Origin of the sequence: Sutcliffiella sp. NC1, assembly GCF_027594365.1 — a bacterium.
Lineage (GTDB): Bacteria > Bacillota > Bacilli > Bacillales > Bacillaceae_I > Sutcliffiella > Sutcliffiella cohnii.
In genome coordinates this window covers 2,276,010-2,297,404 of sequence record NZ_CP115153.1, presented here as the reverse complement: position 1 = coordinate 2,297,404, position 21,395 = coordinate 2,276,010, and the positions used below count along the sequence as shown (strand labels likewise).

Below are 21,395 nucleotides of genomic sequence, written 5' to 3'. Positions count from 1 at the left end.
TTTTTCTATTTTCTACCTTCATTTAATTTACTATAATAGAATGATATAAACTTTTTTTAAAAGGAGAGGAGTATAGATGAATACCTTTCACTTAGCTGTAGTAAAGAAACGTAGGCAGATGATGGATGTTGCTAACTTAAAAGGTATGTCCTCTTCCGAAACAGTTAAAATAAGTCAAGAATTAGATCGGTTAATAAATTTATATTTCCTTTCACCGAACAAAACCGATACAAAATAAAAGGGCTGTCCTAAAAGTCAGTTAAGAATGACTTTTAGGACCTTTTTTGTTCATTATCTTATTAAGGATTACTAATAGCTTTATTCGCAATGTGCTTAAGCATTACATTATCGAGGGGCATGATAATGTTCGTGTTTGAACCTAATTAATAGAAATCTTACAAACTAAAACGAATTTAGTACGAAAAAAGCATATAAACAAAACAGTGAGAAAAACGAATCGTTTTTCTCACTGTTTTTAAGACTGTTTTTGGGCAGCGTCTCTATATTTTAAGAAAAATCACATGATTGCACCATTTTCTTCATATATTATACGGAATGGATATGAAGGGAGGATTGGTTACATTGGTCTGGTTAGTACTGTTCCACGTTTTAACTTCTATTGTCGGCTTTGGTCCAACGTTTTTTAGTTTTATTCTACTTAGAAAAAGTCAAACAATTTCAGACTTACGGCATAACCTTATTCTTCATCACAAGCTTCACTATTTCCCTAAAATTGGTGGAACACTAGCCGTTATTTCTGGTATTCTACTAGTCTTATTAGGAGATTACGGTACTATATTACAAGTTTGGTTATTCGGTTCGATCATACTGTTTATGGCAATACAAGTTTTGTATATCGGTTTTATCCTTCCAGCTCTTTTTGAGCTTCAAGAATGGGTTCTCCACCCAAATAATAGAGCGTCTACTCAATTACCGTTAGAACAGTTAATGCTACTTAGAAAAGCTTGTAATTATTATTATGTTGTTATTATTTTAACACTATTAATTTTTACATTTATGATATTGAAGCCGAATTAGTAATTTTCCTCATTTTAATTCAATCGGCTCCATAGCTTCATCAATATTCTTAAAAACAAATCCCATTTCAACAAGCTCATCTAACAATACCGTAATAAAGTCGACCGTTGATATTAAGTCATGTAGTAAGATAACTGGGTTTTCTCCCCGATTTACTACTTCTTCTACTTGAAGCAAAGTATGACTAATATATTCAGGTCCTCTAAACTGCCAATCTCGACTATCCACATTCCAATCCCATAAAATAAAGCCTTCTTTTTTCACAGCATCTTTGTAAGACGGGGTCATGTGAGGAGAAGAACCGAATGGAGTTCGAATAATTACCGTCTCAACATTTGTAATATCTTTTACTGTTTGTTGAGATTGGCGCATTTCATTAATCACAGAAAATTGAGAAGCATAAAATTGTTTTTTATCATGTGATACACCGTGTAATGCTAGCGTGTGACCTTCCTCTACCATACGTTCCACAATTTCTTTATGCTTAACCATTTGTGGTTCTAACATAAAAAATGTTGCTTTCGCATTATATTCAGCAAGTATGTTTAAAAGCTCCTCTGTTATCGGCTGTGGTCCGTCATCAAAAGTTAAGTATGCGATCCTTTCTTCATCCTGTGCTTCGGTCACCTTTTCCTCCTGTTCTTCCATCGGTTCCTCTACTATTTCTTCGTTAACTTCAGGGGCCGGGTTATTATTTTCATTCACGATTTCACTCTCCGCTACCTTGTCTTGATTTAACGGAATTTCAATGATAGATTCATTATTTAAATTTACTATCACGTTATTTTTGTCGAACGGAAATTTACCCACTAACAAAAATGCTACAATAGTTGCGACTAGTAGGATTAGCGGTAATACATATAATAAATTCCTTTTTTGTTTCTTGGTCATTTCAGGCCTCCAGTATCATTCTCAGATGTCATACTAATCTATTATAATGATTTTTCCTATTTATACATATAGTCGTTTTCTTTACAATTTAGTTACAAGTATTTTTATAAAAAATAGGAGCTGTCCAATAAGGGACGACTCCTTTTTAAATGTCTCTTCTTAATGCTTTTAATACATCAATTCTTGTTGCTTTAGCTGCAGGTTTTAATCCAGATAAAATAGCGACTATGACACTTATACCTACACTGATTAATGTTAGGGACCAAGGAATGTAAGATAATAAAATATCCGTTCCTACCTCTTCTCCATACATACCTTTCACAACTACCGGTAATAACAGATTAACACCATAGCTTACTGCATATGCGGCGAGAGCTCCTATTACAGAACCGATGATTCCAATGTAGGCACTTTCCATTAAAAACAAGCTTTTAATCATTTTTGGGCTTCCGCCAATTGCCTTCATTATTCCAATATCTTGCGTACGCTCTGTTACCGCCATGGACATCGTATTAAATATACCTATTGATGCAATAATGACCGCTATCGTGCCAATAAAAATTAATCCTACCTTCATTACCGAGAATATCATGTTCACTTCTTTTAATTCTTGAACAGCAGAATATGCATAATAGCCTTTTTCTTGAACTTCCTCTAAAATTGGCATTACTTGTTCCATATTGTTCGTATACACACTGATATTCGAATATGTGATGGAGAAATCTTTTAATTGTTCAATCGTTTCCTCTGGAAGATTCGGATTAAGGAATGTACCAAGTCTCGTTTCTGTAAACTTTTCAATTTCTTTTAATGTTTCATCTGAAATGTTTACATAGTTGTCTTGAGTCCATTGTTTCGTAGGTTGCTTTGCAATTCCAACAACTTTTAGTGCGAAATCCTTCGTTACTTGTTCTCCATCCTTCATTTGTGGAACTGTTAAAATAATTTCTTTGTTCAGCATATTAACTTCAGCGTTTTCAATAAATTCTCCGTCTTTTTCTAAATGATGTGAAAAATGATAGCCGATCACAACTTCATTTGCAGCTTCTGGCATTCGTCCTTCCTCTAATTCAAAATTAGACTGAAGTTCAGATGGATAATGAACTACTCTCGTTGTAACATATGGTACTTTATATTCATCAAATGTGTAAAATGCTTCATAATTATCTAAGCTACGATAACGAGTTACCGTTTTTACATTTTCTATACTTTCGAAATAACGAATATCCTCATCTGTTAAATACTGATTATCCGGGTCGTCTTTCCCATGAATTTCCACTTCTGTCACTAGCCGTGTTTCAGTAATATCTTGAACAATATATTTATGTAGACCAAAACCAACGGAAGCTAATACCATTAAAAAGGCACATGCCATTGCGGTTGCGAGAACGGTCATAAATACACGGCTTTTATTTTTCTTCATATTATCTTTCACAAACTTATTTTTATCTCGAAACTTCATATAACTCTCCTCTTTCTTCTAACCTGCCATGCTTAAGCTGTACCGTTCTATGTGCAATACGGGCAACATCTTGATCATGTGTAATAATAACAAACGTAATACCATCTATTTCATTTAATTGTTTAATAAACTGTAAAAACTCCTGTTCCGTTTCACTATCTAAACTACCAGTCGGCTCATCAGCTAATATTAAGTTAGGTTTCGTAATGAGTGCTCTAGCAATTCCTACACGCTGCTGTTGGCCACCAGATAACTCGCTAGGATAAAATTCTTCAAAGCCATTTAAGCCAACTTTTTCTAACACTTCTAGTACTCTAATTTTTCTTGCGTGCTCTCCAACACCCACCATTTTTAGAGGTAACTCTACGTTGGCAAAAGCAGTCATAGTTGGGATGAGTTGAAAGCTTTGAAAAATAAATCCGATATGATTCAAACGAAATTCAGACCATTTCGCTTCAGTAAGTTTAGTCACATCCATTCCGTTTATTTCAATTGTTCCAGATGTCGGCTTCATAAAACCACTCATTAAATTTAATAAAGTAGATTTCCCCGAACCACTCTTTCCAACAATAGAAACAATTTCCCCCTCATAAATAGAGAGATTAATATCATTTAATACAGGTATTTTTTGTTTATTATTTTTCTTCCCAATTATAAACTCATGGGATAAATTTTTAATCGTTATCATCTATAACACCTTTTTCTATCATTTTTGTATCGATACACTAGTTAAACGAAACAAAAATCAAAAAGGTTTTAAAAACTTTCTCAAGATTTTCTTCAAGGGAAATTGCTTATTTTATTTTTGGAGTAAATCAAGAGACCTATTCCGTAGGTTGATAGAACGGATAACATAAGTAGGTAGTTCATACAAGGTAAACATTGCATCATGACGAATGAAAATCGGTGGCTCGGTTTAGAACAGCTACAATGTTTTTGCCTTTCAAAATTTAAAACCGAGAGTGGATCGGAGCGGAAGGTGCGAGACTCCTGCGGGAAGAAGAGGAATCGGGAGACCCCGCAGGCGTTTACGCCGAGGAGGCTTCCGTTTCTCCCCGCGGAAAGCGAGTACCTGCAGCGGAGAGGAACGGACTAACTTCAAACAGCACCATTACCTTTTCAATTCAGAAAAAAAATACCCCAAAAATGGAGTATTTTACGCTGCAATATCTCTTTTCGTAAACACAGTAAAACTAATAACATGAAAAACAATAAAATATAGTAAAAACATAACAATAGAAAACAACAAAGTAGTTCCTTCCACTAACGGACTTCCTTGTATAACAGATTCAAAATTAATATTCGCAAACGGTGAAAACTTAGCCCATTCATACTTCATTCCAACAAGCTGAGTAACCGTCGTACCAGTAAAGTAAAGGAAAATCGATATCCCAATTGCTAAAGAGTTATTTCGGAAAACACTCGAAATCATAAACGCAATCGTTGCATACATCATTACTGCTATCGACTGTAAGAACAACTTAAATACTATCGCAGCAAACGGTGACCATACAAATACTTCTCCATTAAAATATTGCAGGGACGGCTGACTTTCAAACCCAAAAAAGATCGCTCCAACAATAAAGGAAGAAACAAATAATAGACTGAAAAATATGAAAGTAAAGATGAGAACAGCGATATATTTGGATAGCAATATTTTACTTCGCTTAATCGGGCGAATCATTAAAAGCTTAATCGTACCCCAACTAAATTCACTTGCTACCATCCCACCTGCGATGATAATAACGAACAACGTAATAATACTAGAGAGTCCAATATTATCCTCAATAAAATTCCATACAGAATAATTTTCCGTTGGAGGTAAATTATTCTCTAAACGGTATTCATTTAGTGCAATTTGTCTTTCATAATAGCTAATATCACCGAAAGAATTACTTTCTAAAATTTCACTATATGTTTCGTTATCGCTTTCTAACTGTTGACGCCAATCTAGCGGCCCATCGGCACTTGAAGGCATATTGTCTAAAAGTAAAACAAAAACTAATCCTAAAACCGATAGACCTACTAAAATAGAAGACATAACGTAAAAGCTCGGCCTTTTAAACCACTTAATACATTCATTTTTAATTAAATTTATCATCATTATGCCCCCTTCTTACTCGATGTTTTTTCAAGGAATTTTTCTTCTAATGTTTTTGACTGTTCCCTTACTTCATATATTGAAATTTTCTTTTCTACTAAAAGACTGATTACCTCTGGCATATTGTCTCTTTCGATAGAAGCGTGCAGCTTATTTTTCACTATCGTTGCCTCGATATCCATCGAGTGAAGGATAGATAATGCTTCTTCCACAGGTGTAACCTGTAATTCGTAAAGGGTACTATCGTCATGAACAAAATCTTTAATACTTTGTATATCTAGCAATTCTCCTTGCTGAATGATGCCGACGCGATCACACATTAATTCCATTTCCGATAATAGATGACTAGAAACGATGACAGTCATTCCTTCTTCTCGGGCTAATCTTCTTAAATAATCACGTATCTCTCTTATTCCAGCTGGATCAAGTCCATTCGTCGGTTCATCGAGAATTAGCACTTTCGGTTCATGAAGTAGTGCTTGTGCTATCCCTAACCGCTGTCTCATCCCAAGTGAATACGTCTTTACTTTTTCTTTAATTCGCTTCTCTAACCCAACTAATTCAATAACTGCTTCGATTCGTTCTTCTGTAATACCTGGAATCATTCTCGCGTATTGCTTTAAATTTGAATAGCCGGATAGAAACTTATACATTTCTGGGTTTTCGACAATCGCTCCTACTTGTTGCACAGCTTTTTCAAAATTTTCTTTAATACTATATCCTGCAATTTTAATATCTCCCGAAGATATTCCCATAAGGCCTACCATCATTCTTATCGTAGTAGTTTTCCCAGCACCATTTGGTCCTAAAAATCCAAATACTTCTCCTTCATATACATCAAACGATACATTTTTAATAATTTTTTTACCTTTAATCTCTTTACATACATCTTGTAACTGAACCGTTACATTATTCATTCTTTCTCCTCCCTACAATTCTACTTTTTTGTTTACCAATCTAGCACTTACCAAAAATAGTAATAGCGCAATTCCTCCATAGAAAACCAACAGACCGATTGATGCATTATTTAAAGCAAATTCATATAGAATCTCATCTTCATTATTAGTAAAAATTGATTGATATAAGTTAATAGGAATCGGCCCAATTTCTAGTAACCTTGTATACATCGCTGAATTAGAAAATAAAGTATGCGGAATCATAGTTGCATAAGCTAAAATCGCCACAATAATGGAAACTATTATTTTATTTTTCATTTTCATAATTAACGTGTAATAAATACTCCAATAAAAGATAGCCCAAACTGCAATATAAATCGAAGCAAGCCACACGCCTGTTGTTACATTGATAAAATCAGAAAATCCATCTCTAGTAAATTCTTAAATAAAAGAATTGATATCCCGTAAAGTAACATTGATAACAATATCGAGAGCAAAGCTGATACGACTGCCATAATAAGCTTACTTCCGATAAATAAAACCATAGAGTTTGGATTATGAAGCCAAACTTGTGTTTTTGCTTCATAAGACAAGCTCGTCAATATATGCCAAAGGGGATAAAATATATGAAGTGACACAATAAAACCTAAAGCATAAAATGGAACTTCTAACTCGTTAAAATATTGACCAATACCGATACTAACTAACCAGATTGCAAAGATTACTAATAAATTTCGCAAAAACCACGTCTGGGACAACATCCAATCTTTCCGTAAAAGCCCAGTTAAAGTTCTCACTTTTCTTCCCCCTTTATTCATCAAATTGTTGAATCATCCAGTCTTTTACGGAAAGCTGTTGATTTTCTCTTAACTGTTCTACGTTTTGTTTTGCTAAAAAGTTTCCATTTTTTATTAATACGACATCATCTAACAGTGGTTCTATTTCATCAATCTCATGAGTTGCGATAATAATGGTCTGTTTTCCAAAATCAACGTAAGTTAACAAGCCTTTTACAATGGAATTTCTAACCATTGGGTCTAACCCAGAAAATGGTTCATCCATTAATACATACTCCGCATTTCTAGCTAGTGCTAACACTAACTTCAACCTACCTCTATTTCCCTTTGATAAATGTTTTAGCTTTTTAGATTTATCTAGCTTCATAAACTGTAATAACTTTTCTGCCTTATCATTTTGAAAATCAGTAAATTGACTCGCATAAAAGTCAATCATATTTTGAACAGTAAATGGTTCATAATAAAAATCTAATTCTGTTAAATACGCTACCTTTTTAGCAATCGTTCTATCAACTTTCTCCCCATCTACTGTAACGAAACCTTTCGTTGGTTTCACTAACCCAGCCATCATTTTTAAACTTGTAGATTTTCCACTACCATTTGGTCCTAGTAAACCAGTTATTTTTCCTTTTTCAAATATAATGGACGTTTGACCTAGTGCAATATCTTTACCATACTGTTTTGTTACACTTTCGAATTTAATCACGGTCTTCTCCCCCTTTTAAAAACATTTGTACACTATGAACAATGTTTTGGTCCTCTATACCGAGCTCCCTCATTCCGTTAATGAATCTTTCAATTACTTGCTTCTCCATCTCTACTTTTAACTGTATAAGAACCGTATTGTTTTCTGTCACAAACGTTCCTTGCCCTCTCCTCGTTTCCACCATTCCCATCCTCTCCATCTCTTGATAAGTCCGCTGAACTGTGTTCGGGTTCACCTCCGACTGTATAGCCATTTCACGTACGGAAGGAAGCTTATCTCCGGGTTTTATTTCTCCTCTAATTACTTGTTTCGTAATACGGTCTATAATTTGTAAATAGATCGGCTTATCAGTATCATACTTTGTCACGTCATTTCCACCACCTTATCAATCAACCAACTACTTACATAAATAATTCCCAGCACTACAGTCACGTATGTCGCTATCCCACCTACCGATAACATTTCTGGCCCTAATCCAAAATAGGACATTCCGCTTTCTTGATCACCTATCGTAAATTGCGTGACAAGCTGAATTGGTATCGGACCAAATTGTAAAATTGATTCATAAACGTCCCATTGAGATATTTTGTTTATACAATAGTTTGTTATTAGAAAGATAACGATTAATACAATACCTTTCCATTTCTTTAAAAAGGTAACACTTCCTAATGATTGATAAACGACCCAATAAAAAAGTCCTAAAACTCCAAAATAAATGCCTATAATAGTTATTCCGATACTGTAAAAAAATATATCCACACTAATATTTGTGTAAACTTGAGAGTACGGAATAATTCCTTTATACAATTTTAAAACAACATAAAGTATCAAACTGAAAATAGAGATACTGATCACATTTATAAAAACAGCAATAAGGAGTTTACTACTAACTAAAGCTAGAGTCGATTGTGGAGAATGTAGCCATAAGTGTGTTTTGCCTTCTAAAATTAAGCTGCTAATAAAGAACGCAAAAATGTAAAAAATGTGAAAGCTAAAAATAGTTAAGCAAGCTCCAAATAATATATACGGATTATCGTAATATTGAGAAAAGCCCCAACTTATTAAAATAATTCCAAGCATAATGAATAAGCCAATCATCATCCAATTTTTTGATAAGAGCCACTCCTTTTTCAATAAACCTTTATAACTATTCATTTTTTTCACCCATTTCGTATTAGTGTTCTAGTTAGATAGTACACTAAAACAACGTGATGGTCAATAGGCAACTTTCCGATAATTTTTACTCTTCTGTAATAATATTTTCTATATTTATCCTCTATTTTTATAAAATTATTTGTATAATAAAGCTATAGAGGAAATTGCTAGGAGTGAAAATATGGAGTCAAGGGAACGAAGAATACATAATGACAAACAAGACTATAAGGTAGGCACAGTAAAGAAACTTATGAACACTTTCAGTTCGTTCTTCCTACATGCTCTTTCGTTAGCAATAGTAGCAGTATTTTTATTATGGGTATTACAAAAGATATAAGCTTTCATTGACAAAAATAAAAAGACGAACCCGAGTGGGATTCGTCTTTTTATTTCCCTTTAAAATACGCCCGTTAAATAAAACGAACTTACAGAAGAGCTTTTCTTATTATGACTTTTTTACACTTTTATTTTTAGCTTGTCCTTCTTTAATTGGTTGATGTTTACTCTTATGGTATTTTACTTTACTTGTAGCATACATAACACCGAAAGTACCAAAAACTAAAACTAATAAAACTTGAATAAATCTCGATGTAATCCCAAAAACACTACTAGAAAAATAAACTAATAAAATTGGGATAAGAACAGTATATAAAGAATAAACAAATCGATATCTTTCGTCTACTTCATGTTCAACTCCACACTCTTCACAAATAATCGGTCGATAGCCAAAAAATACAGATTTAAACCTAGTTTTAAATGTTATATCCTTTTTACAGTTAGAACAATGTTGAAAACCCATTATAATCTCCTTTAATACGGTATTGGAAATGCTTTTCTCTCTTTTATAATAGCAACAGTTTACGTGTGCTACAACTATAAAAAACCCTTCTAAAGTCAAAAATCGACTTGAAGGGTTTCTAAATAACATCATTTTTCTATAGTTTTCTCGTCATAACAGAAATAAAGTCTTCAATAAAACGATTGTAATCCATTTCAAGTGCAATGTAATCTAACAACTCTTCTGGTTGCTCCTCCGGCTTTGGTCGAAAATCCGCAATAGTAGCGCCGCGAAATGGACCATCTTTTGTTTCAATTTCAACTCTTCTACGCGCATATTTAAATGCATCGGGATTTGTTAATGCAAAGAGCGGTACAACATCATGGATTGGACTTCCCATCGTTCCAGGGACTAATTCCTGATAAGCCTCAAAATAGTAATCAAAAACTGCTTTTAATAACGGTTGGAATGGATTATTTTCTGTCGCAACAATACGATTCACTATTTCAGGAGTAACAATTGCTTTGTTCGTTACATTTAACGGAAAAACGACCGAATTACGCGCTTTTTCCAACACTAAACTAGCCGCTACTGGGTCACCATGAAAATTTGCTTCGGCGGCTGGCGTCACATTACCTGGTACGAAAAAAGCTCCTCCCATAATATAAAAGTAGGGAACAGTATTCATAATCTCTTCTCCAGCTAAGTTAAAGGCAATTGCTAATGAAGTTGCTCTTCCTACGTCTACTATTATTAATTCTTCTCCATACTTTTCAATTAGTTTAAACACTTCATCGATATTAAGTAGCTCTCCTACAATAGTTTCCGGAGGTTTAATTGGACCTAAACCTTCCTCTCCATGAATTTCTGGATAATATGGAGTGTACTCACCAGATAACGGACCTTTTGCACCACCTATTATCATAATGTTTCCACTATTAGCTAATGAGATGAGAAAGGCTGTGTTTTGGGTAGCTTGTTCTTGTTCGACATTTCCATACCCTGATACAATTCCAACAACGTCTAATGCTGGATTTAAAAGTGCATACATAATAGCGATAGAGTCATCAATGCCAGGATCACAAAAAAGCAGAACTTTTTGTCTTTCCATTGTTTCTCCCTCCTTACATTACATTTATAAGTATATGTAAGTTGAATTTAAAAAGAATTAATCGATAACACCTCGTTCAATAATCGTAACATCTGCATTGACTGTTACCGGTATATCAGGATATTGGTCCTCCCACTTTTTAATATCAAAACCTCTTTTTCTCGTTTTCACCTCAAATCCATATCCGAACGGATCAATTTCTTCTTCTTGAAATCTTTTTATTAAGTTTAAACACTCTGTTCTTAAAACACCCTCAAATGTTTCTTGAATAGTCGCAATCAATTTGTCATCTACCTTTGCACCTGTATAATCTCTTAGCGCACCATTCAATTTTAACTTAATATTGATTTGGGGCACATCGCCATTCCAATCTATATTTATCTTCTTCTTTGATCGTATACTCATAATAGAAACTGATTCTCCGTCTGGTAAATCTAGGACGAATATCCCTTCTGTGTAGTGATCAGCTAGTAGCTTAAAAAAGAATAAATCGCGAAGCTCTATTGTTGATGCTAGTTTATCTTTTTTCAAAATGCCAACACCAGTAATACCTAGTTTCCCATCACTAAGACCGATTATTGGCAAATTCGGATCTTTTCCTTCCTGGTAATAGTCATTTAAAAATACATGTAAATTTGTTCGCGGTAAATCTCTTCTTTTCATATTATGTTCAAGTAAGTTAGTAATATAAGAAGCCGTACTTCTGTTACCGTAATTTCCTGATAAAATATCAACAGTCGGATCTTCTGAAACCATAATATATAAGCTAGTACCAACATAAGCATCTCTTTGTAAACCATCAATGAACTGAATGATTCCTTGTTCTGCAAGGTCTCGATGAAAAATAACGTTTTCGATACTACCTAACACAATCGGATCAGTAGCTTTTTTTTGCACCGTACTAACTAAGTCTTTATTTGGTTCTGATATATCTGTAATAGTTTCATTGTTAATTGTTTGATCTGCCTCATATATTGGGATTAACACCGTTCCCATTACTTCATTTTCTTCCGTTAAATCATAGCCAATGCCCGTTAAAATGTTAATATCATCTAATATTTGTTTCTCAACACAACCTGTTAAAAGGAAAATAAAAATGATGATTAGTGGCTTAAAGCTTTTCATTTTTACGCTCCTTTCTCCATTTTGCAAACAGTACAAGTAACCATAACATTGGAATATAAACGTAAATAACGTAAAAACCTGCTTGTCCAAAATAGTTATTTAAATCATTAATATACTTTCTGTCTTCAAATAATAAACTTGCAGCAAAAACAATAATGACTGTTATGAGTAACGTTTTTTTATGTTTAATTTGAAAAACTCTTTTCCCTATTCGGCTAGCACACCATATAAAAATACATACGTTTGGCAAAATAATTAAACACCAGTTTGCTATTCCTATATATTCAATTCTCTCAACGAAAGGTAGCTCGATAATTTTCCATAAAGATAATGTTGCCCAAATATTTTTAGCTAATTTTTCTTCGCTAAAATAAGAAAATGTTAATACTGCCATAAATAAATACGTAAGCGTTGTTGCTAATACACCTAAATGTGCCCATCGAACAGACTTTTCATGATTTTTTACGAATGGGTAAAAAACTATTAGAGCTTCTAACCCAATAAAAGTTAATGTCATATCTTTTGCTGATAATAATATATCCTTTACGGAATGATCAAACACAGGCAATAGATGACGAAAATTCATATATTCAAACGGAATAATAAACGTTAAAAGCAAATATGCAGGTAGAATAATCCCTAAATATGCAATTCCTGTAACTGCTCGAAATCCTGCAGAAACGATATAATAAACTAACCCCATAAACATCAGTGCAAATAACCACGTTTGCAAATTAGGAAACATCCAAACTTGTACCACTTCAATGTATGTCCTTAATACCGTAATTGCCGCAAACGTAAAATATAAACTAAATAGAAAAGATAAAAATCCACCAATCCACTTTCCGAAAACAAATTGATGAACAGAAACAATATCTTCACCGCCACTCTTTTCAAATATTTTATACATACACCAAATGATAAAATGCAAAAAAGCCCCTGCAATAATAACCCCCATCCAGCCATCATAGCCCGCCGACATTGCAATGATGCGTTGAAAACCTAATGCACCAACCCCAAATTGAGCACTAAATATTAAAAAAGCAACTAAAAAATACGATATTTGAAATTGTACAGGAATTTTTTGCATATATAATGCTCTCCTTACATTACTTACTACTCATCAATATCTTTTTTACGAGTACCGGCATTTTTAACATGTCGATTACTTTTTTGTGGTTGAAGAAAAGCTGGTCTCTTCTTTTGAAATGAGATTGGGAATCGTAAAATTGCGTCCTTTAAATCCTCTACTCTCGGAGGGTATAAAGGTTCTAAATACGGTCTTGCTAGTGATGTTAGTCGTAATAAATGTGCTGCTAAAATGCAAAAACAAAATACGATTCCTAATAAACCTAAAAACTCCGCGAACAAGAGAAATGGAAAACGTAATACACGAATAGTGTTACCCATCTTATAAACAGGTGTTGTAAATGAGGCTAACGCTGCTAATGCAATGATAATTAACAATACGTTACTTGTTAATCCTGCTTCAACAGACGCTGTCCCGATAACAATTCCACCCACGATACCGATAGTCTGTCCGACTTTTGTCGGCAGTCTTGCTCCTGCCTCACGCAACAATTCAATTGTTAATTCAAGAAAAATTGCCTCTAATATTGGTGGCAATGGCACTACATGTCTAGAAGCAACTAACGTATTCAATAAATCTTTCGGAATTAACTCGTAATGATATGATAAAACTGCGACATAAATAGGTGTAATAAGAATCGAAAATGCTACTGAAAATACACGAACTATACGGAAAAATGAAGCAATTATATAGTTTAAAAAATAGTCTTCAAAAGAAGAGAAAAATTCGATTAATGTCGTTGGTCCAAGTATCGCATGAGGAGAACCATCCACTAAAATGGCTATTTTCCCTTCTACTAACCCTGAGGTTACCCTGTCTGGTCGTTCCGTATCTATAAGCAGAGGGAAAATTGTATTTTCATGATCTGAAATTAATTGACCTACGTATGAAATGTCGTTAATATGGTCAAAGTTTACTTCATTTAGTTTATCTAACGTATATTGCAAGTTCTCTTTATTTACTAAATCATCTACATAGAGTACAGCCACTTTTGTATTGGATACCGTCCCTAGCGTTACTTCCTCTATCGTTAACATCGGCGTATTTAAACGACGACGGATTAAGTTAATATTGGCATCGATATTTTCAATGAATGATTCTTTCGGTCCTACTACGCTGTACTCTACTTCTGGTAACGAAATGCTCCGTTCACTGACCATCGAAGAACGAACTAATAAACCTTCTGGATCTTTTTCACCTATTTGTATGAAAATAAAACCCGATAACATCTTTTCTTTAATTACTTCAGTATCAGAAGAAATCTCAATTGCCTCAACCGGAAGGCTGTTTTTTAATTGTTGAAGAGTATTCCATGGCTGATTCGAAACGTAATGTAGAATGTCACGGTGTAAGAAATTCGTATCACATAATGTACTATAATAGTTAACCCAATAAGAATTCGTACCATCCGATGTTTTATAGGAAAAACGGAGGAAATCAGATGATTTTTCCATTTGCGTAATTAACTGCGGAACAGACATTTTGTCTTTACTATTTTCCTCATCTTGCCTAGTACCAATTAGCCATTGGATAAATCTCTTCATATTTCTACCTCCTTCCAAATACCATATTTTAGTTTTCCTAGTTTGGAGGTAGATATACATTTTAAGTAATCTGAACGAAGGGCATGAATTACTAGTTTCAAGAAGGTTAAAATACAAAAAACTGCCCTTTAAATAATAATGCTTTTAAAAGGGCAGTTTTTTGTATTTATTTATTTTCCTAGCTTACGTACAATTTCAACGATATCTACTAATCGGAGATGATACTTATTCTTATCTATATCTTTTACGGTAATTCGATGGGTTGAAAATCGGAAGGAATGTATTTTTCCTGTAATTTGAATAATTTCTCCTTCAAACCAAGCTGTTAAACGAACTGTTTCTTTATTCAAATATATAGAATGAAGCAAGTCTTGTATATATTGAAAATCTGGAACATCATCTGGAAAAACTAAAAAAGCTTGCACTGTACGATTGTGCTCGTTTTTCCATAGAAACATTGATTGTGAAACAATTTTATTACTACGTTTATGCTCCATTAAACTCCCTCCTAATATTTGCATAAAATGTTTGGAAAAATGTTGTTGTATTTACTATGCATATTCTTTTTATTAAACATCATGACATTTTTTGAGTAAACGTTAGATAAAAATAAATAAAACTAGTCTATTAATACGACTCTTTATTTGTACCATATTATATATGTAAATTACTACAGAAAAGAAATTAGTTTTATATAAAGATGCAAAAAAACAAAAATCCACGGAATATCCGTGAACTTTTAACTACGGGGTTCATCCTCATATTTGTATAATATTTCTCCATTATGCTTTGCAATACCTCTAAATTGTTTAAAGTCTTCTTGAGCAACAAGTACTCTTCTAAAATCCATAAAATTCTCTTTCGTTATCATATATTCGTGTAACTCTCGACTACGAAGCTTGTCTAAAATCTCCGTAACAAACTGTTCGTTCATAATGTCCCTCCTGAAAATTCACTTATGTTAATTGTATACGAAACTATATATTTTAAAAAGATAATTAAAAATTCAAAAAAATATATTAAAAACTATTTACGTTTGTGGAAAAATGTTGCAAACTGTATGTAATACTTTTTTGCATAAATATTGCATATAAATTGCAAAAACATTATATTTGTGAATAGTATTTATACAAAGGTCCTAATGAAAAGTTTTAACTTTCATTTAAAGATAAAAAGTATAGGGGAGAGAGAAAATATGAAAAAAGCAGAGGTTGGAAACATCATAGAATTTAGAGAAGGATTAAAAGGAGTCGTTGAAAAAGTTAACGAAAACTCCGTAATTGTTGACCTATCTTACATGGACAACTACCGTGAACTCGACCTAGAACAAAGAACAGTCGTCAACCACAAAAACTACAAAATCATCACACTATAGAAAAGCGCAGACGGCTCGCAAAGACTCGTATGAACAAAGCTATTTAGAAAATAAAAAGAAAAAGCAGTTGGACACAATAGCGTGCAAATGCTTTTTCTTTTTTTATTTTATTTTTCATCTACTATATTCTGTCATTTCTCTGTTCCCGAACATGTACACCGTTTACTTAAAATCTGTTTCCCAACTAATGCTGTTAAGTCTAGGTTAAGAGCCTTTTCCTGTTTGTGTTGTTCCCCTCTATTCATTAGTCCTTAACTGTTTACGATTAATGGCCGTTGGCGGTTGTTCTATCCATTTGTTTTTAATCATAATATCCGCCCCCTCTTTAGACAATAATGCTGCTTCCCCTGAAAGTTTTTCATACTTCACAAGTAAGTCTGATCGTTGACTAGCTGCCGCTGCAGCCGCATAATTTCCAATTCCCGCAGTTGTCAAAAAGGCTGTATGGGTCATTATTAATTTATCCGAAAATGGCGATATTGTACTATCTGTTATCCTTAATTGTTCAGAAAGTGGAGGTTCAATATCCTCCTTCCGCAATATGTTAATAAATGTTTCCATGTGACTTTTGGCCATTTCTTTTGCTTTTAGTGAGAACTTTTGCACTTCTTCGTTTTTAGTAACTTGTGCAAAGGCTTCACATAAAATCCTTCCAACTTGATTCGTACGTAAATTAAATGAAAGATGTGTCACTTCTATAGCATTTAACGGTCTCTTTTCTTTCAGAGGATTGATTCCACTTAAATAATCCTTATCGATAATAAAAGATGGCGTTTCACCATACGTAAGTGAAGGTGCATTTAACAAAATCCCCATTTCTGTCATTTTTACAGCAATTCTTTCATATATATCAGCTGTTTGAACTAGAAATGAATGATAAAGATGTCGAATTTCTTTGTTCGTAACAGTTGCTAACGCCGAACTATATGTAACCATACCAACTTTATTCATATGAAATAAATAAGTTAAAATTGTCGGATCTGAAAATAATCTGGGGGCTTGTAGATTTAAGTCGTTTTCTGTAAACCCGATAGAAGAAGGAAGAGAATAATCCCAACTTATTTTTTTTACACTCTCTAGTTGACTAGTTACAATTTCGTACATATATACTATTTCTTCTCGATATGAACTCTCCTCCACATGCTCTAAAAAATATCGTAGTATTAATTCAGTCATTGTAATGTTTATATAAAGTGTCCATAATGTACTAATTTCTGCAGCGAACATTTCATCTCTCTTCAAGGACTATCCCTCCTAATCTTTGTAGGGATAGTATTCACTATTTTCATTTAAAGTATTGAAAAGCAAATATAAAAAAGACTATTCACAATGGAATAGTCTTTTTTAATTAACGATTATTGACAGTTTCAGGATACATATCATGGTTCATCAGACGGTAATGTGCCATTTCTTCATATTTCGTCCCCGGTTTTCCATAATTCGTATATGGATCAATAGAGATACCACCACGTGGTGTAAATTTCCCCCATACTTCAATATATCGAGGATCCATCAATTTAATAAGATCATTCATAATAATATTCATGCAATCCTCATGAAAATCACCGTGGTTTCTAAAGCTAAATAGGTATAGCTTTAATGACTTACTTTCTACCATTAGCTTGTCAGGAATATAACTAATATATATTGTCGCGAAGTCTGGCTGGTTCGTTTTTGGGCAAAGGCTCGTAAATTCTGGGCAATTAAATTTAACAAAATAATCTCGGTTTGGATGCTTATTTTCAAAAGTTTCTAAGACATCCGGACTGTATTGAAATAAATAATTCGTCCCTTGATTACCTAAAAGTGTTACTCCTTGTAATTCTTCATCTTTTCTTCCTGCTGTCATTTTCTTTTCCTCCTATACACCACGTTTATTGCCCCAAATATACGTATGAAGCTGTGGCAGTACTCTTACAAAATTCATTTCTTCGTCTTTCATTACTTTCTCAATTAACCACTCGTATTTAACAAATAAATGTTCTCTTAAATCTGCAGTTGAAGTAGTCTCTATATCATCATTTCCTACTTGTACAAAAAAAGGAACGTTTGGATATCTTTGATGAACCTTTTTCGCATAAAGAAGATCTTCATCGTTAAATACAACTACTTTAAGTGATATTTTATTCATTTCAAGTTTAGAAATAATAGAATCTAACATGGCAAAATCAGTCTTCATCGTTGAGCTTGGGGGCTTCGGAGAGAGTGTTAAATCATCTATTGCCTTCATCCAATCTTTCCACTTACTCCCTTGTGTTTCCAGTGCTACTTTTACACCATTATCATGCAATAATTCTACTAAATAGGAGATAGATTGTAATAGTGCTGGATTTCCACCAGAAATAGTAACATGTTTAAAACTATTTCCTCCAAGCTCTAATAGTTCAGACCATATTTGCTCAGCTGTAAGCATTCGGATATCGTCCTTTGCACTGCCATCCCATGTAAATGCAGAGTCACACCAGACGCATCGATAATCACAGCCTGAAGTACGCACAAACATCGTTTTTTGACCTATTACCATTCCTTCACCTTGAATAGTTGGTCCGAATATTTCTAAAACAGGTATTTTTTTATTCATTTTTACTACAATCCCTTTTAGGTCGATAAATACAGTAGCTTGTTGGTGTTTCTCTAACAAATATTTGTAAGCATGTTGGTGAATTAGGTAATGTTTGTAAATGCTGTTCAATCGTTTCCCACATTTTTCGAGCTACTACTTCTGTTGTCGGAAAATGATTTGAATCTTCATCGCTAAATACTTCTTTATGGTCATTTAATACTGTATGATCATATTTGTCGTGTAAAAGTTTTTTTAATATTTGAAAATTAACAAGAAACCCAGAGTCGTCTAATTCATTTCCTGCTACAGTTACATTTATAAAATACGTATGGCCATGTACTTGTCGACACTTTCCAGCTGAAACTGTTGGAATATAATGTGCTGCAGCTATTTGCATGTCTTTGTTTAATTCATATTGATAGGAATGAGGTACTTGTGGGTATATTTGTTGTAGCATCTCAGTTGTTTCCCTTCGTTTCTAAATATTGTTCTAATCCACGTTTTCTTAATTTACAAGCGGGGCATTCTCCACACCCATCTGCAACTATTCCGTTATAACACGTTAATGTCTTTTCTTTTATATAGTCAAGTGCATGAAGCTCATCAGCTAGTTTCCACGTTTCCGCTTTATTTAACCACATTAGCGGGGTATGAATAACGAACTGATAATCCATCGATAAATTTAATGTTACGTTCAAAGATTTTATAAAGACGTCCCGACAATCAGGGTAGCCACTAAAGTCTGTTTCACAAACTCCTGTTATAATATGGCGCGCTCCCACTTGTTTCGCAGCCACTGCAGCAAACGACAGAAATAAAAGGTTCCGACCGTCTACAAAAGTATTCGGTACCTCCCCTTTCTTTTCTTCAATATCTATGTCATCTCTCGTTAATGCATTAGCAGATAATTGACTTAAAAGTGACATATCTAACACTCGGTGCTTTACTCCTAAGTCAGAAGCAATTTTTTTAGCGCATTCTATTTCTAAATTATGACGTTGACCGTAATGAAACGTCACAGTTTCTACTTCTTCAAACTGTTCAAGCGCCCAAAATAAACAAGTTGTACTGTCTTGACCACCACTAAACACAACAATTGCTTTTTCATTTTTCTTCATTGCTCTCTCTCCCTTCTACTAATTTGTATAAAAAGAATAAAAAACGCTAACCCTTTTAGAGGTTAGCGTTATAAGTTCGTATAAAAACTAATAATAAGACAAAGACTTTAAAATAGTTTTTTATAGAGGGTTTAGCTATAACCTCTCCTAATAGTTAATAGGCAAGTGTATTAAATTTTATAACTATAATAATATAACACACTCTATATTTTTTGACTACATTATTGTTTTATCTGTTGAGAATGTCCTACACCAATTGCTAAATAAAAGGCTCATTGCAGAACATACGGGAGGTACCTCATGTTCTGTACTTTATTTTTTATTCGTCGTTTCATTTGCTAGCTGCTCAAATGATTTTACTTTACCGTGTTCATTTTGAGAGTTTTTCCTCGTTTTCCATTGACGTTCTTGCTGACTTTTTGATTGAGTCAAAATCCATCCCTCTTTCTTTTCATATAGTTCAAAGTGTAGAATATGCTTAAATGATCTTTTTATACATTTCCCTTATGGAGGTATGTGAAATTGACTCAATTCGGCAAGCTACTTGCAACTTGGATTTTAGCAAATGTGTTAATAGGAATTAGTTTTACCTTCAGTACATATTTTTGGACGTTATTTCCCCTCTCCATGATTATTCTTATTTATATTTCTTGGAAAAGTAACGTAGATTTAAAAATAACTAAATTGAAATACAATAGTAATATTATTGGAATTATCTCAGGCATTAGCTTATATTTTTTATTTCTTTTTACATATGTAATTATTAAAAGTTTCTTTCCATACTTTGTTCCTTTTGTTCAAGATCTTTATTCAGTTGTTGGACCTAAACAATGGTGGCATTATGTACTTTTACTTATCATAATACCTGGGGAAGAAATATTTTGGCGTGGCTATATTCAAAAGAAGTGTATGCAAATGTATACTCCAAAGTTAGCAGTTCTCGTAGCATCCGCCCTTTATGCTGTTGCACATATATGGAGCGGAAATGTGATGTTAGTTGCCGCTGCAGCACTATCGGGTCTTGTTTGGGGATATTTATATGTATGGACAAAGAATTTGACTGTTGTCATCCTATCTCATTTCTTTTTTAATTTATTTTTACTTCTCATACTACCACTTACTTTTTAACCTTTTCCTATTTAAACTTAACATGTATAATGAATAGTGGAATTTTTATACATAGGGGGCTAACGTATGGATGCGATTTATCTTTTTGTCATTGCTGCTGTTATTGCTAGTTTCGGAATAACGATTGTTGTTCGGTCTACGATGGATAAAGTAATGGAAACACCTGAAAAACTTGCTAGCTTACAATCTCGATTATTTATATTTGTTGCATTAATCGAGGTCGTGCCGTTAATTTTAATCGTAATAGGATTTATGTATTTAATGGATTCTACTGTTAATGCGATTTTACCACTTGGTGTCGTAATATTAAGCGTGCTTGTAAACTTTATTAGTTTATTCGTAAAGAAAAACGAACTCATTTCACACGAAAGTCACGTACAAAACTCGCTTAATACACTATTTATGATCGGAACAGTGTTAATGGCTGCTATACCACTTGTAGCTGTAGTAGCAATTATGGTGAGATAAGAACAAAAGCGTAGGGCATAAGCGCCATAGCTAGACGTCACAACACGAA

Annotated in this window: 29 protein-coding genes; 6 read left to right on the top strand and 23 right to left on the bottom strand. The window is 33.5% G+C overall.

Annotation, left to right across the window (positions count from 1 at the left end; translation table 11 throughout):
* Positions 1-76: 76 nt before the first annotated feature.
* Together O1A01_RS11990 and O1A01_RS11985 are read left to right on the top strand one after the other, a co-directional pair.
* The gene (locus O1A01_RS11990) at positions 77-238 is read left to right on the top strand and encodes an aspartyl-phosphate phosphatase Spo0E family protein (protein ID WP_084380214.1); all 162 of its coding nucleotides are present in this window, start codon (positions 77-79) and stop codon (positions 236-238) included.
* Between the two features lie 344 nt (positions 239-582).
* A complete protein-coding gene (locus O1A01_RS11985) occupies positions 583-1,038 on the top strand; it encodes a DUF2269 family protein (RefSeq protein ID WP_066412634.1) in 456 nt (151 codons plus the stop codon).
* Positions 1,039-1,047: 9 nt separating this feature from the next.
* Here the strand turns inward: O1A01_RS11985 and O1A01_RS11980 are convergent, their stop codons facing one another.
* From O1A01_RS11980 to O1A01_RS11935, 10 genes are all read right to left on the bottom strand, one after another.
* A complete protein-coding gene (locus O1A01_RS11980; protein ID WP_066412632.1) occupies positions 1,048-1,929 on the bottom strand; it encodes a polysaccharide deacetylase family protein in 882 nt (293 codons plus the stop codon).
* A 145-nt stretch (positions 1,930-2,074) separates the two neighbouring features.
* The gene (locus O1A01_RS11975; RefSeq protein WP_066412630.1) at positions 2,075-3,391 is read right to left on the bottom strand and encodes an ABC transporter permease; all 1,317 of its coding nucleotides are present in this window, start codon (positions 3,389-3,391) and stop codon (positions 2,075-2,077) included.
* Entirely contained in the window at positions 3,375-4,079 is a 705-nt protein-coding gene (locus tag O1A01_RS11970; RefSeq protein ID WP_066412629.1) for an ABC transporter ATP-binding protein, read from the bottom strand. The genes O1A01_RS11975 and O1A01_RS11970 overlap by 17 nt, the downstream gene beginning before the upstream one ends.
* Positions 4,080-4,547: 468 nt before the next feature.
* Positions 4,548-5,495 carry an ABC transporter permease gene (locus O1A01_RS11965; RefSeq protein WP_235858060.1) on the bottom strand — a complete coding sequence of 316 codons (948 nt, stop codon included), beginning with the start codon at positions 5,493-5,495 and terminating at the stop codon, positions 4,548-4,550.
* Positions 5,495-6,409: an ABC transporter ATP-binding protein gene (locus O1A01_RS11960; protein ID WP_066412624.1), complete on the bottom strand. Its 915-nt coding sequence runs from the start codon at positions 6,407-6,409 to the stop codon at positions 5,495-5,497. The genes O1A01_RS11965 and O1A01_RS11960 overlap by 1 nt, the downstream gene beginning before the upstream one ends.
* Before the next feature lie 12 nt (positions 6,410-6,421).
* Positions 6,422-6,781, bottom strand: a complete 360-nt coding sequence (locus tag O1A01_RS11955; protein ID WP_270066329.1) for a hypothetical protein — start codon at positions 6,779-6,781, stop codon at positions 6,422-6,424.
* Between the two features lie 8 nt (positions 6,782-6,789).
* The gene (locus O1A01_RS11950; RefSeq protein WP_270066328.1) at positions 6,790-7,185 is read right to left on the bottom strand and encodes a hypothetical protein; all 396 of its coding nucleotides are present in this window, start codon (positions 7,183-7,185) and stop codon (positions 6,790-6,792) included.
* Positions 7,186-7,198: 13 nt separating this feature from the next.
* On the bottom strand, positions 7,199-7,891 hold the full coding sequence (locus O1A01_RS11945) for an ABC transporter ATP-binding protein (protein WP_066412620.1): 693 nt from the start codon (positions 7,889-7,891) through the stop codon (positions 7,199-7,201).
* Positions 7,884-8,258 (bottom strand): GntR family transcriptional regulator, encoded by a 375-nt coding sequence (locus tag O1A01_RS11940; RefSeq protein WP_066412618.1) that lies wholly within the window; start codon positions 8,256-8,258, stop codon positions 7,884-7,886. Before O1A01_RS11940 ends, O1A01_RS11945 begins: the two co-directional genes overlap by 8 nt.
* Positions 8,255-9,046 (bottom strand): hypothetical protein, encoded by a 792-nt coding sequence (locus O1A01_RS11935; RefSeq protein WP_066412610.1) that lies wholly within the window; start codon positions 9,044-9,046, stop codon positions 8,255-8,257. The genes O1A01_RS11940 and O1A01_RS11935 overlap by 4 nt, the downstream gene beginning before the upstream one ends.
* 181 nt (positions 9,047-9,227) lie before the next feature.
* On the opposite strand from O1A01_RS11935, the gene O1A01_RS11930 reads away from it, so the two are divergent.
* Entirely contained in the window at positions 9,228-9,383 is a 156-nt protein-coding gene (locus O1A01_RS11930) for a hypothetical protein (protein WP_157076594.1), read from the top strand.
* 108 nt (positions 9,384-9,491) lie between these two features.
* Here O1A01_RS11930 and O1A01_RS11925 read toward each other — a convergent pair whose 3' ends face one another.
* The 7 genes from O1A01_RS11925 to O1A01_RS11895 form a co-directional block, all read right to left on the bottom strand.
* Positions 9,492-9,845, bottom strand: a complete 354-nt coding sequence (locus O1A01_RS11925; RefSeq protein WP_066412608.1) for a TIGR04104 family putative zinc finger protein — start codon at positions 9,843-9,845, stop codon at positions 9,492-9,494.
* A 136-nt stretch (positions 9,846-9,981) separates the two neighbouring features.
* Positions 9,982-10,935: a nucleoside hydrolase gene (locus tag O1A01_RS11920; protein ID WP_066412606.1), complete on the bottom strand. Its 954-nt coding sequence runs from the start codon at positions 10,933-10,935 to the stop codon at positions 9,982-9,984.
* Between the two features lie 57 nt (positions 10,936-10,992).
* Positions 10,993-12,060 carry a Ger(x)C family spore germination protein gene (locus O1A01_RS11915; protein ID WP_066412604.1) on the bottom strand — a complete coding sequence of 356 codons (1,068 nt, stop codon included), beginning with the start codon at positions 12,058-12,060 and terminating at the stop codon, positions 10,993-10,995.
* Positions 12,047-13,150 carry a GerAB/ArcD/ProY family transporter gene (locus tag O1A01_RS11910; RefSeq protein WP_066412602.1) on the bottom strand — a complete coding sequence of 368 codons (1,104 nt, stop codon included), beginning with the start codon at positions 13,148-13,150 and terminating at the stop codon, positions 12,047-12,049. The genes O1A01_RS11915 and O1A01_RS11910 overlap by 14 nt, the downstream gene beginning before the upstream one ends.
* 26 nt (positions 13,151-13,176) lie before the next feature.
* Positions 13,177-14,694 carry a spore germination protein gene (locus O1A01_RS11905; RefSeq protein WP_066412600.1) on the bottom strand — a complete coding sequence of 506 codons (1,518 nt, stop codon included), beginning with the start codon at positions 14,692-14,694 and terminating at the stop codon, positions 13,177-13,179.
* A 170-nt stretch (positions 14,695-14,864) separates the two neighbouring features.
* Positions 14,865-15,191, bottom strand: coding sequence for a YolD-like family protein (locus O1A01_RS11900; RefSeq protein ID WP_066412597.1), 327 nt, complete (start codon positions 15,189-15,191; stop codon positions 14,865-14,867).
* Between the two features lie 242 nt (positions 15,192-15,433).
* Entirely contained in the window at positions 15,434-15,628 is a 195-nt protein-coding gene (locus O1A01_RS11895) for a hypothetical protein (RefSeq protein WP_066412594.1), read from the bottom strand.
* Between the two features lie 261 nt (positions 15,629-15,889).
* Here O1A01_RS11895 and O1A01_RS11890 point away from each other — a divergent pair, with 261 nt between their 5' ends.
* On the top strand, positions 15,890-16,069 hold the full coding sequence (locus O1A01_RS11890; protein WP_066412591.1) for a YkvS family protein: 180 nt from the start codon (positions 15,890-15,892) through the stop codon (positions 16,067-16,069).
* 237 nt (positions 16,070-16,306) lie between these two features.
* Here the strand turns inward: O1A01_RS11890 and O1A01_RS11885 are convergent, their stop codons facing one another.
* The 6 genes from O1A01_RS11885 to O1A01_RS11860 all read right to left on the bottom strand — a co-directional run bounded on the left by O1A01_RS11885 (position 16,307) and on the right by O1A01_RS11860 (position 20,182).
* The gene (locus O1A01_RS11885) at positions 16,307-17,311 is read right to left on the bottom strand and encodes a DUF3231 family protein (RefSeq protein ID WP_066412588.1); all 1,005 of its coding nucleotides are present in this window, start codon (positions 17,309-17,311) and stop codon (positions 16,307-16,309) included.
* A 106-nt stretch (positions 17,312-17,417) separates the two neighbouring features.
* Complete coding sequence (queF, locus tag O1A01_RS11880; protein ID WP_066412586.1) at positions 17,418-17,918, bottom strand: preQ(1) synthase; 501 nt, start codon at positions 17,916-17,918, stop codon at positions 17,418-17,420.
* 12 nt (positions 17,919-17,930) lie between these two features.
* Complete coding sequence (gene queE / locus O1A01_RS11875; protein ID WP_066412584.1) at positions 17,931-18,650, bottom strand: 7-carboxy-7-deazaguanine synthase QueE; 720 nt, start codon at positions 18,648-18,650, stop codon at positions 17,931-17,933.
* A complete protein-coding gene (queD, locus tag O1A01_RS11870; RefSeq protein ID WP_066412581.1) occupies positions 18,643-19,089 on the bottom strand; it encodes a 6-carboxytetrahydropterin synthase QueD in 447 nt (148 codons plus the stop codon). The genes queE and queD overlap by 8 nt, the downstream gene beginning before the upstream one ends.
* 1 nt (position 19,090) lies before the next feature.
* On the bottom strand, positions 19,091-19,750 hold the full coding sequence (gene queC, locus O1A01_RS11865; RefSeq protein WP_066412579.1) for a 7-cyano-7-deazaguanine synthase QueC: 660 nt from the start codon (positions 19,748-19,750) through the stop codon (positions 19,091-19,093).
* Positions 19,751-20,062: 312 nt separating this feature from the next.
* Positions 20,063-20,182, bottom strand: a complete 120-nt coding sequence (locus O1A01_RS11860) for a DUF6254 family protein (protein ID WP_220096668.1) — start codon at positions 20,180-20,182, stop codon at positions 20,063-20,065.
* Positions 20,183-20,272: 90 nt separating this feature from the next.
* Between O1A01_RS11860 and O1A01_RS11855 the strand changes: the two genes are divergently transcribed.
* Both O1A01_RS11855 and O1A01_RS11850 read left to right on the top strand, forming a co-directional pair.
* Entirely contained in the window at positions 20,273-20,878 is a 606-nt protein-coding gene (locus tag O1A01_RS11855) for a CPBP family intramembrane glutamic endopeptidase (RefSeq protein WP_066412578.1), read from the top strand.
* A 66-nt stretch (positions 20,879-20,944) separates the two neighbouring features.
* Entirely contained in the window at positions 20,945-21,346 is a 402-nt protein-coding gene (locus O1A01_RS11850) for a hypothetical protein (protein WP_066412576.1), read from the top strand.
* Positions 21,347-21,395 lie beyond the last annotated feature (49 nt).

Bases quoted from the DNA above. Each gene is read 5' to 3' on its own strand.
- O1A01_RS11990 (WP_084380214.1), top strand. From the start codon at position 77: ATGAATACCTTTCACTTAGCTGTAGTAAAGAAACGTAGGCAGATGATG.
- O1A01_RS11980 (WP_066412632.1), bottom strand. From the start codon at position 1,929: ATGACCAAGAAACAAAAAAGGAATTTATTATATGTATTACCGCTAATC.
- O1A01_RS11975 (WP_066412630.1), bottom strand. From the start codon at position 3,391: ATGAAGTTTCGAGATAAAAATAAGTTTGTGAAAGATAATATGAAGAAA.
- O1A01_RS11970 (WP_066412629.1), bottom strand. From the start codon at position 4,079: ATGATAACGATTAAAAATTTATCCCATGAGTTTATAATTGGGAAGAAA.
- O1A01_RS11965 (WP_235858060.1), bottom strand. From the start codon at position 5,495: ATGATGATAAATTTAATTAAAAATGAATGTATTAAGTGGTTTAAAAGG.
- O1A01_RS11960 (WP_066412624.1), bottom strand. From the start codon at position 6,409: ATGAATAATGTAACGGTTCAGTTACAAGATGTATGTAAAGAGATTAAA.
- O1A01_RS11935 (WP_066412610.1), bottom strand. From the start codon at position 9,046: ATGAATAGTTATAAAGGTTTATTGAAAAAGGAGTGGCTCTTATCAAAA.
- O1A01_RS11930 (WP_157076594.1), top strand. From the start codon at position 9,228: ATGGAGTCAAGGGAACGAAGAATACATAATGACAAACAAGACTATAAG.
- O1A01_RS11925 (WP_066412608.1), bottom strand. From the start codon at position 9,845: ATGGGTTTTCAACATTGTTCTAACTGTAAAAAGGATATAACATTTAAA.
- O1A01_RS11920 (WP_066412606.1), bottom strand. From the start codon at position 10,935: ATGGAAAGACAAAAAGTTCTGCTTTTTTGTGATCCTGGCATTGATGAC.
- O1A01_RS11915 (WP_066412604.1), bottom strand. From the start codon at position 12,060: ATGAAAAGCTTTAAGCCACTAATCATCATTTTTATTTTCCTTTTAACA.
- O1A01_RS11910 (WP_066412602.1), bottom strand. From the start codon at position 13,150: ATGCAAAAAATTCCTGTACAATTTCAAATATCGTATTTTTTAGTTGCT.
- O1A01_RS11905 (WP_066412600.1), bottom strand. From the start codon at position 14,694: ATGAAGAGATTTATCCAATGGCTAATTGGTACTAGGCAAGATGAGGAA.
- O1A01_RS11900 (WP_066412597.1), bottom strand. From the start codon at position 15,191: ATGGAGCATAAACGTAGTAATAAAATTGTTTCACAATCAATGTTTCTA.
- O1A01_RS11895 (WP_066412594.1), bottom strand. From the start codon at position 15,628: ATGAACGAACAGTTTGTTACGGAGATTTTAGACAAGCTTCGTAGTCGA.
- O1A01_RS11890 (WP_066412591.1), top strand. From the start codon at position 15,890: ATGAAAAAAGCAGAGGTTGGAAACATCATAGAATTTAGAGAAGGATTA.
- queF (WP_066412586.1), bottom strand. From the start codon at position 17,918: ATGACAGCAGGAAGAAAAGATGAAGAATTACAAGGAGTAACACTTTTA.
- queE (WP_066412584.1), bottom strand. From the start codon at position 18,650: ATGAATAAAAAAATACCTGTTTTAGAAATATTCGGACCAACTATTCAA.
- queD (WP_066412581.1), bottom strand. From the start codon at position 19,089: ATGCTACAACAAATATACCCACAAGTACCTCATTCCTATCAATATGAA.
- queC (WP_066412579.1), bottom strand. From the start codon at position 19,750: ATGAAGAAAAATGAAAAAGCAATTGTTGTGTTTAGTGGTGGTCAAGAC.
- O1A01_RS11850 (WP_066412576.1), top strand. From the start codon at position 20,945: ATGGATGCGATTTATCTTTTTGTCATTGCTGCTGTTATTGCTAGTTTC.